Here is a 13,720-nt window from a genome sequence, read left to right as displayed (position 1 = left end):
CTCTCCTTAAATCCCATATAAATTTTCTTTCAAACTTTCAATAATCGACTCTCTTAGACTTTTTGGCTCTATCACTTCCACATATGGGAGAAATTGCAGAGCCCGGTATTCTATACCTTTTTCGGGCGCCAAAAATTCTGCGAGATAATAGTCACCATCTTCTCTAATTTTTATATCCGTTCCAAATTGATCAATTACATAGTTTAAGATTTCCTCCTTAAAGCGTATTTTTATAAATGATGGCTTGCCAAAAAAAGCATGGGTCGCCTTTTCTATTATCCTATTTAATTCTTCTTCCCTAAAGTCATCCCTTTTTTCGTCTAGGATTTTTATATCCTTTATAAAATCTAGCCTGAAGGACAAAATATTTGTAAAACCTGGCGTCGTTCCCAAAAGATAGTATTTTTTATTGTCGGATAGAATCCTATAAGCGTTTAATTTGTAGGGTCTTTTTCTTTTTGGCACAAGTTTCTTGTCTGGCCCATAGGTCAGGTAGGTAAATTCTATTTGTTTATTTTTATCTATTGCCTCATTTATAACTTCTATATTTAGGAAAACTTCCTTATTTAAAGTTCTTTTTGACCTATAAAAGTCTGGCTGGCTTATATATTTATCAACTGACCTTTGGTATTTGGACTGACTTTTCCCAATCTTCCTTAAAAGATCTGTGCACTGGTCCCTGTCAATATAAGAAAGGGAAAATATGGCATCCATTAATAGATAAGTCTCGCTTTTTTCAAGCGGGCGATCTATAAGATAATAGCCCTTGCCATTGTCAGAAAAGGTTGAAATATCAAGGCCAAAGTCGATCAAATCATTAATAGCACTGGTAATTGTTCTCCTGTCTAAATCTACATTATAATATAAAGAAAGTTTTTTCCTTATTTCGGCCATTGAAAGTATATGGTCGGGGTCACTTTCTTCACGAAGAATTTCTAGGATATATAAAATATTTAATCTTGAACTTGCCATAGGTCCTCCTAGAATTATTATATCATATTAAAGCATTAATTTTATAATCTAAATAAGAATAAAGGCTGGCTTTAACTAGGCTTGTCTTATCCCAAGTATAATTAAGTTTTCTTAGGTAGTCATCTTTCTCTGGGTCTATTTCTGGAAGAATATCAGCCTTAAAAAAACTTATGTCATAGGCAAGTTTCCCAGCTTCTTCACTTTCAAGCCCATGATCCAAATAATAAGCAAAAATTTCTTCCCTATTTGATGGATAATTTCTATTAGCAAAGTCTATAAATAAGGAATATGCCCTGGTGTAGGTTAGTGTTAGTCCTAAAAGATATAAAAAATCTCCATAGGTTTTTATATTTTCCTTAAAATTTATATTTTCCAAAGATTCGGTCACCTTTCTTGGAAATCCATTTTTCAATTCAAGTTTCTCGTTCAAAAAATTTTCAAATAAATATTTTTTAAAATCTTCCATATCTATGTATTTTAAGATATTTTTTTCATAATATAAGGGATTTAACTTATCAAGATAAATAAAGCGAGTAAAATATAAGCCACATTTTTCCATTCCCTTGTATTTACACCAAAGATCCCCAGGTCCATAGTCATAATATTCCAATACCCGGAACCTTACTCTATACTCATATTTTTTATCAATCTGAATTTCAAAATAAATGTCATTTTCAAATGTATAGGAAGGATCGATATTAAAACCATCTCGGCTAAAACCATCCTTTTTTTCTAAATCAGCCCCATATTCGACTCCGTCTACAAAGATAATATCCCTGGTTTTCTCATTGTAATAATGGGCAGGAAGTGGGTTTATTAGGCTAAGACCCAAAAGATACAGACTTAAAAAAGGCAAGTTTCCGATTAAGATATTTTGGTCAAGATTTTCTTTTAAGAACAAGAGAAAGTCAATTTCATCTTCTGAGCATTTTTCTCGTATTACTTCCATTTCTTTCTTTATTCTGTCTTCTATATAGAGATTTTCTCCGTATTTGGTCCTAGATATGTCTATAATTTTTTCTTCAAGATTCATACCATCACCTCTTAAATTTATTATAGCAAAGGTCATATACAAAAAATTGTATAGGGTAAATTTCCCATAAAAAAGTGACCCTCTATTCCTCATTGAAATAGGTATTTTGTAAAAATAGTTTGGTAAATCTTTAGATTTTAAGAAAAAAACTATGAGTTTGAGCACTCATAGTCTTACCTCTGATTTATATAATTTTCCGACTGGCATAAAACCATATCAAATACTTCTTCACTCAATTGATAAAGGTATCCGTTTTCATAAAGAAGCTTTACTAAATCCATTTTTAGTTTTACTTATCATCTCTTCCAATAAAAATTTTAATGTCACCAATATAATATCCAATAGTTAGAGAACCTAAAGGTTGAATTCCTGGATAGACTTTTTTCTATTTATTTACTTCTTTTCTTCTATCTAAATAAAATATAATAAAAATACTTATAATTTCAATAAATGTTACTACTATACTGCCCTCTGGCCCATAAATTTCATCGTACAAGTTATAATTTAAAATTTTAAAATTAAGTAAGCTATCAAATCCACTAAAGCCACTTACGTTTAAGCCATAAATCATTGCCATGGAAAAGTTCCAACCTGCATGTACTCCAGAGGTCAACATAATATTTTCTTTATAAAATAGTAATTTTGCAAAAAATATGCCCACCAGGATTGTGTTAAGGGTTGATAAAATTGTAACTCCTTCATTACCCAGGTGCAAAAGTCCAAAAAATATCGAAGGTAGTAGGATTGCAACGTTTCTTCCAAATTTATCAGATAAGACCCTAGTTAAGATACCTCTTACCAAGACTTCTTCTGATGTTGATTGGATAAAAAATCCTATAAAGTAGGCAAGGAATATCAAATTAAAATTACCAAAGCTACTTCCACTGTATCCTAGAACTCCCCTCCCCATATCAAATAAGACATAAATTGAGATTTGCAGTAATCCTAGGAATAGCCCAATGCAAATGTTCTTGGCAAGGCCTTCTTTTTTAAAAAAGATGTAATCAATTTTCTTTTTTAAAATAAACTTCACAAAAAATATACCTGCCAATAATTGACCCGTAGTTCCCATTAACATCACTAGGTTTGCATTTTTATAGTCGCTATTAAAGTAGGTTTTTCCATAAAAAATTAGTGATAGGGCAAGCATAATCCCGCCAGTGAAAACGGCGATTGCCAGCAACAATAAAAAAATCCTTAAGATGATTTTAAAAAAATTCTTTATTTTATTTTTATTTTCCATAATCTTCTCTCCTGTCTTCTATTAATATTTTACATAATTTATCATAGGAAAATCCTATATTTCACCTCTTAGGTCATTTCACTTTGAATAATTTTTCTGTAATATTATACCATGCTTTACAACTTAATATTTAAACATTTCGTAAGTTAAACTTGGATTAGTTTTTACTAAATAAATTTAGGAAAATGTTTTGAATCAAAACTACCAGCTAAACTGGTAGTTTGTACAGCGACTATAATGCGCGAATAACGGCACGCCCCTATTGGGGCTGTCGAGTATTCCATCACATGCACCACTTTCCCAACTACTGCTGAAGCAGTTTTTTTATTTGTTCTTATTTGACTTCCTCTCTCGTAACGGGTCATAGTATTCCTTTATACTTATTTGGTCAGCGTAATAATCTTCTTTTAATTGATTTTGTATATATTCTTTTATTTTCTTTTCATTTCTGCCTACTGTATCTACATAATATCCTCTAAACCAAAAATTTCTGTTTCCGTATTTATATTTTAGGTTGGCATGTCTATCAAATAATATTAATGAACTTTTTCCTTTTAAATATCCCATTATTTGTGATATTGAATATTTTGGTGGGATTTCTACAAGCATGTGGATATGATCTGGACATAGTTCTGCTTCTATTATTTTTATTCCTTTTCTTGAACATAATTCGCGAAGTATACTGCCTATGTCTTTTATCAATTGCCTGTATATTACTTGTCTTCTATATTTTGGTGCAAAAACTATGTGGTATTTTCATCTTCACTTGGTATGTGATAAACTATTCTTGTCCAAGTTTTAACCTCCTTGTTTAATTGTGCATGTGATTATCACAATTATACTTTAAGGAGGTTTTCTTAGTGCTTGAAGCTAAAGCTATGTCCCTCCACCTGCATAGCAGGTGGTTTTTTGTTTCGCTCTCTGTCGTTCGCTTAACTCGCTAAAGTGGATAATAAAAAATTCTTTATTGACATACTCTAATTAAAAAACTTTTTAGTTTTTATTAGTTTATTCTAGTAATTTTTAGTAATAAATAGTTATAAATCCACTTGAATTTGTGTGTGGAATGAGTTAAAATAAAATGAAGATTTAGGAGTAATAGCATGGCAGTAGAAAAATGGGTTTCAATGGAAGAAATTTGTAAACATCTAGACAGTAGTAGAGATACTGTTAAGAAAATGGTTAATACTCAGGGACTTCCTGGATATAAGATAGATAGAAAATGGAAATTTAAAATTAGCGAAGTTGACTCGTGGGTGCGTAGTAAAAATCGAGTTGTTGGTGCAGAAAGTCGAGGTAAATCCGATGATTAAGGTTATTGATTTATTTGCTGGTGCGGGTGGCTTAAGCTATGGATTTTATTTAACTAGAGAATATGAACTTGTTGCAGCAGCAGAAATAAACGAGAATGCTAGAGAAACATATAAACAAAATATTGCAAAACATTCAGAAGGGTTTGAATTTATAAACAATGTGATAGGATACGACTTTGGTGCGTTGAATAAAAGAAAAGATAATGAAATAGATGTTGTAATTGGAGGGCCCCCTTGCCAAGGATTTTCCAACGCAAACAGGCAAAAAAATCATCTTATTAGCATGAATAACAGTCTGGTAAAAGAATATTTTAGAGCTATTAAACAAGTAAGACCTAAGGCATTTGTTATGGAAAATGTGAGTATGCTAGAGTCCGATACACACAGATTTTACGATTCATATAAAGATAACAATGAAATTGAAGAATTGATTGCACAAGGATTTAATATTCCGAAGAGAATTGATTCATTGGTACTGGCTGACCATGTGTTTGCCGATATAGATCTAGAACAGTTACCGCAGGAGAATCTAGCAGTATATGATATACCCTTTCAATTGAAACATTTGTTAAGTGTTCTGAGGAAAAACCTAGATAACAATAGGAGACTTCCAAACTTTTTAACGAAAAATACCTCACTTATAAAAAAGTTGATTTCAGATTACATAACTGATAATCAAGAAGCTACGGAAAATGGAACAATAATAATGACGAATAAATTATCGTTAATATTATCAGCCTTAGAAAATGAAAAATTTGATGATATTAAGGCAGATCTTGACTATGTTGTTAATTTGCAAAAACTGATAGAATTCATCCGTGAAATAACAAGTAATGAATTAATAGGAACATATGACTATTCAGAAGAGCAGGGATTAAGATTTATAACCAAATCTTATTCAGTAATTGATTATGTGAATGCAATACTTGGAAATGAATATATACAAAAAGGAAATGTGTTTAATGCAGAGTGGTTTGGCGTTCCGCAAGAACGCAGAAGATATATAGTGCTCGGAATTAGAAAAGACATATACCACAAATCAGGAAAGGAGTTGGACTATACAAATATAAATAAATCGGAAGTGATACCTACGGTTGGAGATGCAATCAACGATTTGACAAATTATGAAGTTGGATATGATAAAAAACAAAATTTACAACCATATAAAATTAATGATGAATTAAGTGAGTACGCAATGCTGATGAGAACAGGCAGTAAGGGAGTAACAAATCAAATTACAACCAAAACAACAGAAAAAGCGTTAGACAGATTTAGAAAAATAAAACAAGGCAAAAATTTTCACAGTCTGAACATTGAGGATAAGGATACTTATTCTAAGCCAGAAAGAACACAGAATACGATTTATTTGCGATTGGATCCAAATAAGCCCAGTGGTACAGTCGTTAACGTCAGAAAATCCATGTGGATTCATCCTACTTTGGATAGAGCAATATCCGTAAGAGAAGCCGCAAGATTGCAATCATTTCCAGATTCATTTGTGTTTATTGGTACAAAAGATTCACAATACCAACAGGTTGGAAATGCTGTTCCACCTCTTTTGGCAAAGGGCATCGCCGAAATATTATTAGAATATTTAAAATAAAATATATATAGCAAAAAAATAAGCCGTAGATTATTACAAATCTACGGCTTATTTTATATAATAAATAATCTAGCTCCAAATATTTTAAAAATGTTACAAATATTTAAGAAATATTATTGACTAAAAACGATCGCAGAAATATAATATAAGAAACATATGGAAAATGGAGGTAGTTATATGCCAAAAGAACGTGAAACAAAAAGGCAAAAATTTGTAAGACTTGCAGAAGCACGCACTAACAAAATAATAGATATGCTACAACTTCTTGGAAATTGCTCAAATTCAAGCGCATATGATTATACACAAGAAGATGTTGATAAAATTTTCTCTGCTATTGAATCCGAAGTAAAAGAAGCTAGAAAAAAGTTTAATAAGATTGAAAGCAATAAAAGTAAAAGATTCACACTGAATTAAGGGGGACTTATATGGGACTAACACCTATTCCACAAAATTACAAAAGAAATGTTGATTGGATTATTGGTGCATATTTAGATGCTGGGGTATCTTTTCCTAATGGATTTCAAAAAGATGCTATTCAAAATGCTGTGGGCGCGAGAAAGACAAATAATTGGAAGAATTGGAAATGCGATATTTCATATAAAGAAAATAGTTATGGGAAATTTGTTATTGTCTCCGATAGTGGAACTATGGGTTTGACTGGCAAAAACACTCCTGCAGAAGAGATTAATGCAATGATGGCAAGAGAAGAAACCCTTCCCCCTGAAGAAAGATTATCTCGTTTTACATCTATGTTTAATTCTGGTGGTAATTCCACTGGAGGCGGTTTGTACGGTGCAGGAAAAAGCGTGTATTCTGTTGCGTCTGAAGATTATACTTACTATTTTGATTCTTTACGTGAAGATGGAAAATATGTAGCGAATATAAATAAAAAAGGGCAAGTAGAATCCGTTGCTTATGAAGGAAATGAAGCTAAGAAATTTATTTTTGAAAATACCGGACTTAGCGAGAAAACAACTGTTGGATCAAGAATCATTATTGTTTCTCCAAAAGAAGAACTTGTGAACGCAATAAATGATGGCACTATTATTAATGATATTCAAGAATCATGGTGGATTATCATAAACCGATTAAAGGCTGATGCCGCTATTACCGTAAATGGAAATAGAGTTGCTGTTCCAACCGATATTAAGCAAAGTACTCGTACTTATGAATTGCCGTCGCCAGAAAAATATGATGTAGGATATAAAGTTAAACACTTTGGGTTATATGTATTTGATGACGGAGACAATAGGTGGCAAGGTATTTCATACTATAGAAAAGGCATGAAAATCGGAGAGATTGATCTCAAAGATATACCTAAGAAAGTTGATGGTAAGTATTGGGGATATATTGAGGTTGATGAGCAGTGGGAGGAAAAACTCTCTGAAATTGAAGACAAGGTTCATTTTGGTGTAAGTAAAGGTAAAAAGGGGAAGTTGCAATATCAAAACCTCAGGAACTATACCCAAAATAAAGTAACTACTTGTTTAACTGAGTGGGGCTACATTAAAGATAAAGAAAGCGAAGATAAAAAACTAAAAGATGAATTAAATCATATTAAAGAAGAAATTCAAGATTTATTTAAAAAACTTAATTTTGAGAATCTCGGTAATGGGCCTAAGAGGGCGGATTTTGATGTTCGCTGGCAAAACATTAGATACCCTGAAGAAAATTCTGAAAGAGTAACTGGCGGGGATACTATAAAATTTTCTGTTAGAATGAGTAGCTCATACACGGTTAATAAGAAATTTGAATATAATTTATCTGTTGTGAATCCTCAAACAGGTTCTGTTGTTTCAATAATAAAAAAAGACAAAATATCCATTGAATCTGGGGAGGTAAAAAAGCTTGACTTTGAACATCAAATTACGAAGGATAACTCTGTTCCATTTGCAGAGAATAGGATATTACTTTCTGTAAAAGTAATAGGAAGCAGAAAAGAAAAACGAAAGGAATTGCCTTATTTCTTTGATATTGACAGACCAACTAATAGTAGAGAAGAAGTTAAATTAACACTTCATGAATGTATTTTTCCTACAGAAAGTAGTCGTAGGGTAAATTTCAATGAAAAATTAAGAAATGTCACCTACTTGATTGATAACAAGAGAAATGAGTCATTAAATTACCGTCTTAATATTAGTATTCATAACGCTAGCGATATTACTAATCCTAAGATAATTGATGTTACGCAACTTACAGGAAAATTGGCTCCGTTTGAAGAGATTGTTACAGATCCAGTTAAAGAAATTGTTTTTGACGAGGCTATATACTCAAAATATCTATCTGATGGTGTGTTGGAACTCAGAGCAAGATTGATTGCAAATGAGGACGATTCACAATATGAAAAAGGTGACAAAATAACATTTTATCATTATAAGATTTTCTTAAATTCAGATGAAAAACACGGAAGTGCAGATTCGTTTGATATAAATCTTGTAAAGTCTCCGGAAGATTATAGAAGATCTTGGAATACTCCCGGAAACGGAAGAACTATTACATTGAATATAGGACATGCTGCGTACACTAACTTGGAGAATTATGCAGATATTCAGCATGACTATTTGCGTGAGCAAATGTTGAAACAGTTCGTGCTATTGTATCTGTCTGAAGGAAGATATGACATGTTCGGAGACGTTGGAAAAGACTTTGTAGAGCTTGAACCTCAAGATGCGGCGGAGCAGGTATTACAGAAAATTGAAAGTGTTTATTATCAAAGTTTGAAATAATAGGTGATAAAAATGGGACATATAGTTAGATTAGATGCTGAAGGACATTTATTATATGAAGGTCTTTTATCGTCTCAAGAAATCGCAACTATAGATGAAATTCTTAAAACTTTAAAAGAAGAAATTCCTCAGATAGAAGCTGATTTGGAAGAGACATATGGAAAAAGCGTACTCTACAAGTACAATTTAGGTAAAATCTTAGGAGAACTTTTAACAAAGTACGATATCTCATTTATAGAGCGTAGAAAGTTCTGGGATGAGATAAAGAATTTTGCTACAAAAGAAGATAGAAAAAGAAACGAAGGAACTAATGCGGAGACTCGTAGCTTCTATGGCCAATGTTATAGACTTTCACAATATGATCAGGAGATTGTTGAAAAGTTATCATGGAGGCAATGGCAGGATATTTTAGACCGTGTTGGAAACAGAGAAGATGAAAGAATTTTTGAATGGATTCGTCATAAACGTGAAAAAATCAGAGAAGATGATTGGAGAGAATTTGAAAAAGGATTGCATCTCTATCTAAAAAAGAAAGATACTTCTGTTTTTACGGACAATGAGTTGTTTGAAATATATGACTCGATTCAAGAGATGGCTAAATATTGGAGAATTTCATTTGGGCAATTTTCTAAAGACTTTCCAAATAGTGCAAAAATAAAAAGTAAGGCGAGAAGATCAAAAAAATATCAGGCAGAATGTTTCAGAATAAAAAAAGAACTAAGAACAGTACTTGATGATAAGATTTTTTCACAAGCATTTGAAAATGCAATGAGATGATCTCGTATATTTGTTTAATTGAATGGATGATATATTCTCACTTACCATTTCGGTACTCGAGATAACAAAAATGACCACACTGAGGCAAATCAATTCTCTAGTGTGGTCATCTTGCTTTCCTATGCATGAAGGCGGTTACTCAAAAATCCGTTAATTTATCAAATCTCTAAGTTGCATCCCCTATTTGGAGGTCATTTTCTTTAATTTTTCTCTTATTTTTTTAACTATTGCCACAATTACCAAGGTCCCTATAGCTATCATTACTATGGCGCCGCCTGGTTTTAGGCCGTAGTAGAAGGATATGGTGATTCCTGAGATCATAAAAATTACCGAAAATATTAGGGAGATTAGGTAGGTTTTTTTGTAGGAATCGCTCATTAAAAGGGCTGTGGCTACTGGGATTACCATTAGTGATGTAATCATCAGTGCCCCTACGATTTTGGCTGAGATAGCTATTGTGATGGCTGTTAGGAAGGTAAATACTCCATTTACCATTCCTGCCTTAACGCCTGCAAGCCTTGCCATTATCGGGTTTATGGATATAAATAGGAGGGCGTTGTAAAAGTAGAGGGACATGGTGACTACTAGGGCAAAAATTATCCCTACTAGAATGACATCTTCCCTTGAAACTGTTGTTATTGACCCAAAGAGGTAGGATTCAAAAGATTTTCCTCCTGGGGCAAAGTCTGATAAAATCGCCGCAAGGCCTATGCCAAAACTCATGATAATGGCTGTGGCCATGTCGCCAAAGTCCTTGAATTTCTTCCTTATTATGTCAATAGCGAAGGCTCCTAGAACGCAAAATACCAAGGATGTCCACATAGGATTTATAGCGAAAATTAGCCCCATAGCTATGCCCGCTAGTGAAGAGTGGGATAGGGCGTCGCCTATCATGGATGTTTTCCTATTTATCATTACTAGGCCAATCATTGGAATGATTATGGCTAGCATCCCCCCAACTAGAAGGGCCCTTCTCATAAAATCATAGCTTAGCATATTAGGCCCTCCTTAAGTTTAAAGACCTTGTCCACATAATCGCCCAAAATTTCCATTTCGTGGGTTATCATCAAAATTGAAATCCCGTGGTGGGTATTTAGGTGGACTATGAGGTCAAGGAAGTCTTCCTTGGATTTTTGGTCGATTCCTACTGTTGGTTCGTCTAAAATCAATATATCGGGATTATTTACCATGGCCCTTGCGATCATAACTCTCTGGGCTTGGCCACCGGATAGGGTGTTGACCGGCCTATCTATAAGGTCTTTAATTTTTAGGGTGGAAAAAGTGTTTTCGATTTTCGATTTTGATTTTTTTGTGATAGTGTTAATAATCGAAAATTCCTTATAGAGGTTTAGGCCCACATATTCCCTAGCAGATACCGGAAAGGCAATCTTGATGGCCTCGTTGACCTGAGGTACATAGCCAATCTTATCAAAGTTTTTAAAGTCTTCCATTTCTATTCCAAAAAGTTTTATGGACCCATGGTCTTTTTTGAGTTCACCAAGTATTAGCTTAATTAGAGTGGACTTGCCTGATCCATTTTCGCCGGATATTACGGCAAAGTTCCCCTGGTCAAGTTCTAAATTTACGCCTTTTAATATTAAATTTTCATTATAGCCAAATTTTAGGTTTTTTATCTCGATTTGTTTCATATATATATTATGCTAGTGACTTATATATATTTTCAAGGTTTTCTTTGATTATTTCTTGGATTGTGACTTCCTTGTCAATTTCTTCTTGGGTTGCAAATTCCATTGTTGATAGTGGGGCCACTTCTGCACCGATTTCATCAGCGATTGTTTTTGCTGCCTTGTCTGAACCGCCTTTTTCAAAGAAAACTGTCTTGATTTGGTTAGCTTTTGCAAGGTCTGTTACTTCCTTCATAACCTTGGCATCTGGGTCTGCTGTTGATGTTAGGCTAGCTAGAGGAATTTGTTCAAGACCAAAATCTCTTGCTACATAACCAAAGGCTTCGTGAGGAACGATGAATTTCTTGTTTGTTACTTTTTCAAATTTTTCCTTGTATTCAGCTATCATTTCGTCGAATTCTTTAGCAATTTTTTCGTAATTTGCTTCGTAGTAATCCTTGTTGGCTGGGTCAATTTCTGATAATTTATCTGCAATTACCTTAGCTTGGGCTTTGGCATTTACAGGTGATAACCAAGTGTGTGGGTCAAACTCGCCGTGGTGGTGGTGATGATGATGTTCTTCTTCACCATCTTCGTGGTCATGGTCGTCGTGGTCAGCATCTTCGTGATCATGGTCAGCGTCTTCATGGTCGTGATCATGGTCGTCAGCGTCTTCGTGATCGTGATCATGGTCGTCAGCGTCTTCGTGGTCTGCCTTTATTAAATCAAGGCCCTGGCTTGTGTCAACCATTGTAATATCAACAGTTCCTTCTACGTCATCCTTCCAATCTTCCATGCCTGCCCCATTCATAAAGATAAGTTGAGATTCAGATAATTCTGCAATTTCCTTTGCAGATGGCTCAAAATCGTGGCTTTCTGTAGTTAGGGAATTAAATGCCTTAACATCAAACTTATCGCCAGCAATTTGCTTGGTTAGGTTGTAAATTGGGTAAAATGAAGCGTAAATCACCTTTGATTCGGCTTTGTTTTCTGCCTTGTCTTCTGTTTTTACTTCTTCCTTTGTTTCTGTATTTGTATCATTCTTAGCTTGATTTCCGCAGCCTGTCACTGCAAGGGCTAAAGCTAGTCCTATAAATAAATTTTTCTTTTTCATACATACTCCTTTTGCAAATGATTTGCACATGTATTATATAGGTGTTTTTATATCTGTCAAATCAAGTATAATGTTTTTAAGGAGACTAATATGCAATTAAACGACCTACTCAAAAACAAAAACCTAAGAATAACCAAGCAGCGCAAGCTAATCCTAGACTACATTGACAAGAAAAACGAGCCAGTTAGCGGTCAAGCAATCTATGACGACTTAAAAAAAGAAATGGCAATAGACCTTTCAACTGTCTACCGCAACCTCAATATCCTTGAGGAAAACGACCTTTTGCTCAAAACTTCTGACCTGGATGGGATTTCTTACTATCAAATAAATAAGGACGACCACAAGCACTTTATAACCTGCTCACGTTGCCACAAAAAATATATCATCAAATCTTGCCCAGTCCACGACCTTGAAAGGGAAGTTGTAGCTGAAACTGGCTTTATTATAAACGGCCACAACTTTGAATTTTACGGTATATGCCCTGCCTGCCAAAGGGAAATGGAAAATGCATAGGCTAATCCTTGCTATTTTTCTCGCCCTAACTATAACATCTTGCCAAGAAATACCAAAGGAAAATAAAAATCAATTTGCAAGTAAAGATTGGCAAATTTATCAAAAAGCCAAAGTCAAATATGCAGTTGATGGGGATACGATCTGGGTTGATATTGATGGAAAAGACGAAAAAGTGAGGTTTGTCGGCGTAAATACGCCAGAAGTCGCAAAGGACGGAAAGCCTGCCGAATTTATGGCAGATGAGGCCAAAGATTTTACAAATAGTATTTTGAAAAATAAGGAAATTTACCTGGAAAAAGATATTTCCGATAGGGACAAATACGATAGGCTTTTAAGGTACATCTGGCTAGAAGAGCCAGTCGGTAATCCTAGCCTATCCGATATTGAAAAAAAGACCCTAAACGGGATTTTGGTCAAGGAAGGCTACGCCTACGCAAATTACTATAAACCAGATATAAAATACCAGGAATATTTAAAAGAATTAGAAAGATCCGCCCAAGATAATAAACTTGGCATCTGGTCAGACGGTACTAAGTCTGCCAAGGAAAATGAAAAAATAGATGGTTCCTACCTCATAAAAGGAAACAAAAACTCCAAAGTCTACCACCTCCCAGAATGGGATTCTTATGACACAGTCAAAGAAAAAAACGCAGTCTATTTTGAAACAGAAAAAGAGGCTAAGGAAGCAGGATTTAGGCCGGCAAGGTAAGAGATATAATTTCAATTATACTTAATTTTATAATTAGATTTTAATACTAATATTTTAAAGTTAAAACAGAGTTAAAAGGATGATTACCTTCT

The 13,720-nt window shown here is 33.8% G+C and carries 14 protein-coding genes; 7 read left to right on the top strand and 7 right to left on the bottom strand.

The window, feature by feature from the left end; genetic code table 11:
* Positions 1-6 precede the first annotated feature (6 nt).
* From K8P03_RS07195 to tnpA, 4 genes are all read right to left on the bottom strand, one after another.
* Positions 7-972: a helix-turn-helix transcriptional regulator gene (locus K8P03_RS07195; RefSeq protein ID WP_223419862.1), complete on the bottom strand. Its 966-nt coding sequence runs from the start codon at positions 970-972 to the stop codon at positions 7-9.
* A 22-nt stretch (positions 973-994) separates the two neighbouring features.
* Positions 995-2,005: a hypothetical protein gene (locus tag K8P03_RS07190; RefSeq protein WP_223419859.1), complete on the bottom strand. Its 1,011-nt coding sequence runs from the start codon at positions 2,003-2,005 to the stop codon at positions 995-997.
* 385 nt (positions 2,006-2,390) lie between these two features.
* Positions 2,391-3,248: a CPBP family intramembrane glutamic endopeptidase gene (locus K8P03_RS07185; protein ID WP_223419856.1), complete on the bottom strand. Its 858-nt coding sequence runs from the start codon at positions 3,246-3,248 to the stop codon at positions 2,391-2,393.
* Between the two features lie 324 nt (positions 3,249-3,572).
* A complete protein-coding gene (gene tnpA, locus K8P03_RS07180) occupies positions 3,573-3,995 on the bottom strand; it encodes an IS200/IS605 family transposase (protein WP_223420695.1) in 423 nt (140 codons plus the stop codon).
* A gap of 356 nt (positions 3,996-4,351) precedes the next feature.
* Between tnpA and K8P03_RS07175 the strand changes: the two genes are divergently transcribed.
* The 5 genes from K8P03_RS07175 (at position 4,352) to K8P03_RS07155 (ending at position 9,667) form a co-directional block, all read left to right on the top strand.
* Complete coding sequence (locus K8P03_RS07175) at positions 4,352-4,561, top strand: helix-turn-helix domain-containing protein (protein ID WP_223419853.1); 210 nt, start codon at positions 4,352-4,354, stop codon at positions 4,559-4,561.
* Positions 4,554-6,164 carry a DNA cytosine methyltransferase gene (locus tag K8P03_RS07170; protein WP_223419850.1) on the top strand — a complete coding sequence of 537 codons (1,611 nt, stop codon included), beginning with the start codon at positions 4,554-4,556 and terminating at the stop codon, positions 6,162-6,164. The genes K8P03_RS07175 and K8P03_RS07170 overlap by 8 nt, the downstream gene beginning before the upstream one ends.
* A 177-nt stretch (positions 6,165-6,341) precedes the next feature.
* Positions 6,342-6,578, top strand: coding sequence for a hypothetical protein (locus K8P03_RS07165; protein WP_223419847.1), 237 nt, complete (start codon positions 6,342-6,344; stop codon positions 6,576-6,578).
* A gap of 11 nt (positions 6,579-6,589) precedes the next feature.
* Complete coding sequence (locus tag K8P03_RS07160; protein ID WP_223419845.1) at positions 6,590-8,890, top strand: hypothetical protein; 2,301 nt, start codon at positions 6,590-6,592, stop codon at positions 8,888-8,890.
* A gap of 12 nt (positions 8,891-8,902) precedes the next feature.
* Positions 8,903-9,667: a hypothetical protein gene (locus K8P03_RS07155; RefSeq protein WP_223419842.1), complete on the top strand. Its 765-nt coding sequence runs from the start codon at positions 8,903-8,905 to the stop codon at positions 9,665-9,667.
* A 180-nt stretch (positions 9,668-9,847) separates the two neighbouring features.
* Here the strand turns inward: K8P03_RS07155 and K8P03_RS07150 are convergent, their stop codons facing one another.
* From K8P03_RS07150 to K8P03_RS07140, 3 genes are read right to left on the bottom strand one after another with little or no spacing between them, the layout of a single operon-like run.
* Positions 9,848-10,663, bottom strand: a complete 816-nt coding sequence (locus K8P03_RS07150) for a metal ABC transporter permease (protein WP_223419839.1) — start codon at positions 10,661-10,663, stop codon at positions 9,848-9,850.
* Complete coding sequence (locus K8P03_RS07145) at positions 10,657-11,316, bottom strand: metal ABC transporter ATP-binding protein (protein ID WP_223419837.1); 660 nt, start codon at positions 11,314-11,316, stop codon at positions 10,657-10,659. The genes K8P03_RS07150 and K8P03_RS07145 overlap by 7 nt, the downstream gene beginning before the upstream one ends.
* 7 nt (positions 11,317-11,323) lie before the next feature.
* Positions 11,324-12,406: a metal ABC transporter solute-binding protein, Zn/Mn family gene (locus K8P03_RS07140; RefSeq protein ID WP_223419834.1), complete on the bottom strand. Its 1,083-nt coding sequence runs from the start codon at positions 12,404-12,406 to the stop codon at positions 11,324-11,326.
* Between the two features lie 90 nt (positions 12,407-12,496).
* Here K8P03_RS07140 and K8P03_RS07135 point away from each other — a divergent pair, with 90 nt between their 5' ends.
* Both K8P03_RS07135 and K8P03_RS07130 read left to right on the top strand, forming a co-directional pair.
* Complete coding sequence (locus tag K8P03_RS07135) at positions 12,497-12,919, top strand: Fur family transcriptional regulator (protein WP_223419832.1); 423 nt, start codon at positions 12,497-12,499, stop codon at positions 12,917-12,919.
* Positions 12,912-13,628, top strand: coding sequence for a thermonuclease family protein (locus tag K8P03_RS07130; RefSeq protein WP_223419830.1), 717 nt, complete (start codon positions 12,912-12,914; stop codon positions 13,626-13,628). The genes K8P03_RS07135 and K8P03_RS07130 overlap by 8 nt, the downstream gene beginning before the upstream one ends.
* The last annotated feature ends 92 nt before the right edge of the window (positions 13,629-13,720 follow it).

This window comes from Anaerococcus murdochii, assembly GCF_019957155.1.
Classification (GTDB): Bacteria; Bacillota; Clostridia; order Tissierellales; family Peptoniphilaceae; genus Anaerococcus; species Anaerococcus murdochii.
The sequence above is the reverse complement of the archived record's forward strand: the minus strand, read 5'-3'. Positions and strand labels throughout refer to the sequence as shown.

Bases quoted from the DNA above. Each gene is read 5' to 3' on its own strand.
- K8P03_RS07175 (WP_223419853.1), top strand. From the start codon at position 4,352: ATGGCAGTAGAAAAATGGGTTTCAATGGAAGAAATTTGTAAACATCTA.
- K8P03_RS07190 (WP_223419859.1), bottom strand. From the start codon at position 2,005: ATGAATCTTGAAGAAAAAATTATAGACATATCTAGGACCAAATACGGA.
- K8P03_RS07155 (WP_223419842.1), top strand. From the start codon at position 8,903: ATGGGACATATAGTTAGATTAGATGCTGAAGGACATTTATTATATGAA.
- K8P03_RS07130 (WP_223419830.1), top strand. From the start codon at position 12,912: ATGCATAGGCTAATCCTTGCTATTTTTCTCGCCCTAACTATAACATCT.
- K8P03_RS07150 (WP_223419839.1), bottom strand. From the start codon at position 10,663: ATGCTAAGCTATGATTTTATGAGAAGGGCCCTTCTAGTTGGGGGGATG.
- K8P03_RS07195 (WP_223419862.1), bottom strand. From the start codon at position 972: ATGGCAAGTTCAAGATTAAATATTTTATATATCCTAGAAATTCTTCGT.
- K8P03_RS07135 (WP_223419832.1), top strand. From the start codon at position 12,497: ATGCAATTAAACGACCTACTCAAAAACAAAAACCTAAGAATAACCAAG.
- K8P03_RS07145 (WP_223419837.1), bottom strand. From the start codon at position 11,316: ATGAAACAAATCGAGATAAAAAACCTAAAATTTGGCTATAATGAAAAT.
- K8P03_RS07165 (WP_223419847.1), top strand. From the start codon at position 6,342: ATGCCAAAAGAACGTGAAACAAAAAGGCAAAAATTTGTAAGACTTGCA.
- K8P03_RS07185 (WP_223419856.1), bottom strand. From the start codon at position 3,248: ATGGAAAATAAAAATAAAATAAAGAATTTTTTTAAAATCATCTTAAGG.
- K8P03_RS07170 (WP_223419850.1), top strand. From the start codon at position 4,554: ATGATTAAGGTTATTGATTTATTTGCTGGTGCGGGTGGCTTAAGCTAT.
- K8P03_RS07140 (WP_223419834.1), bottom strand. From the start codon at position 12,406: ATGAAAAAGAAAAATTTATTTATAGGACTAGCTTTAGCCCTTGCAGTG.
- K8P03_RS07160 (WP_223419845.1), top strand. From the start codon at position 6,590: ATGGGACTAACACCTATTCCACAAAATTACAAAAGAAATGTTGATTGG.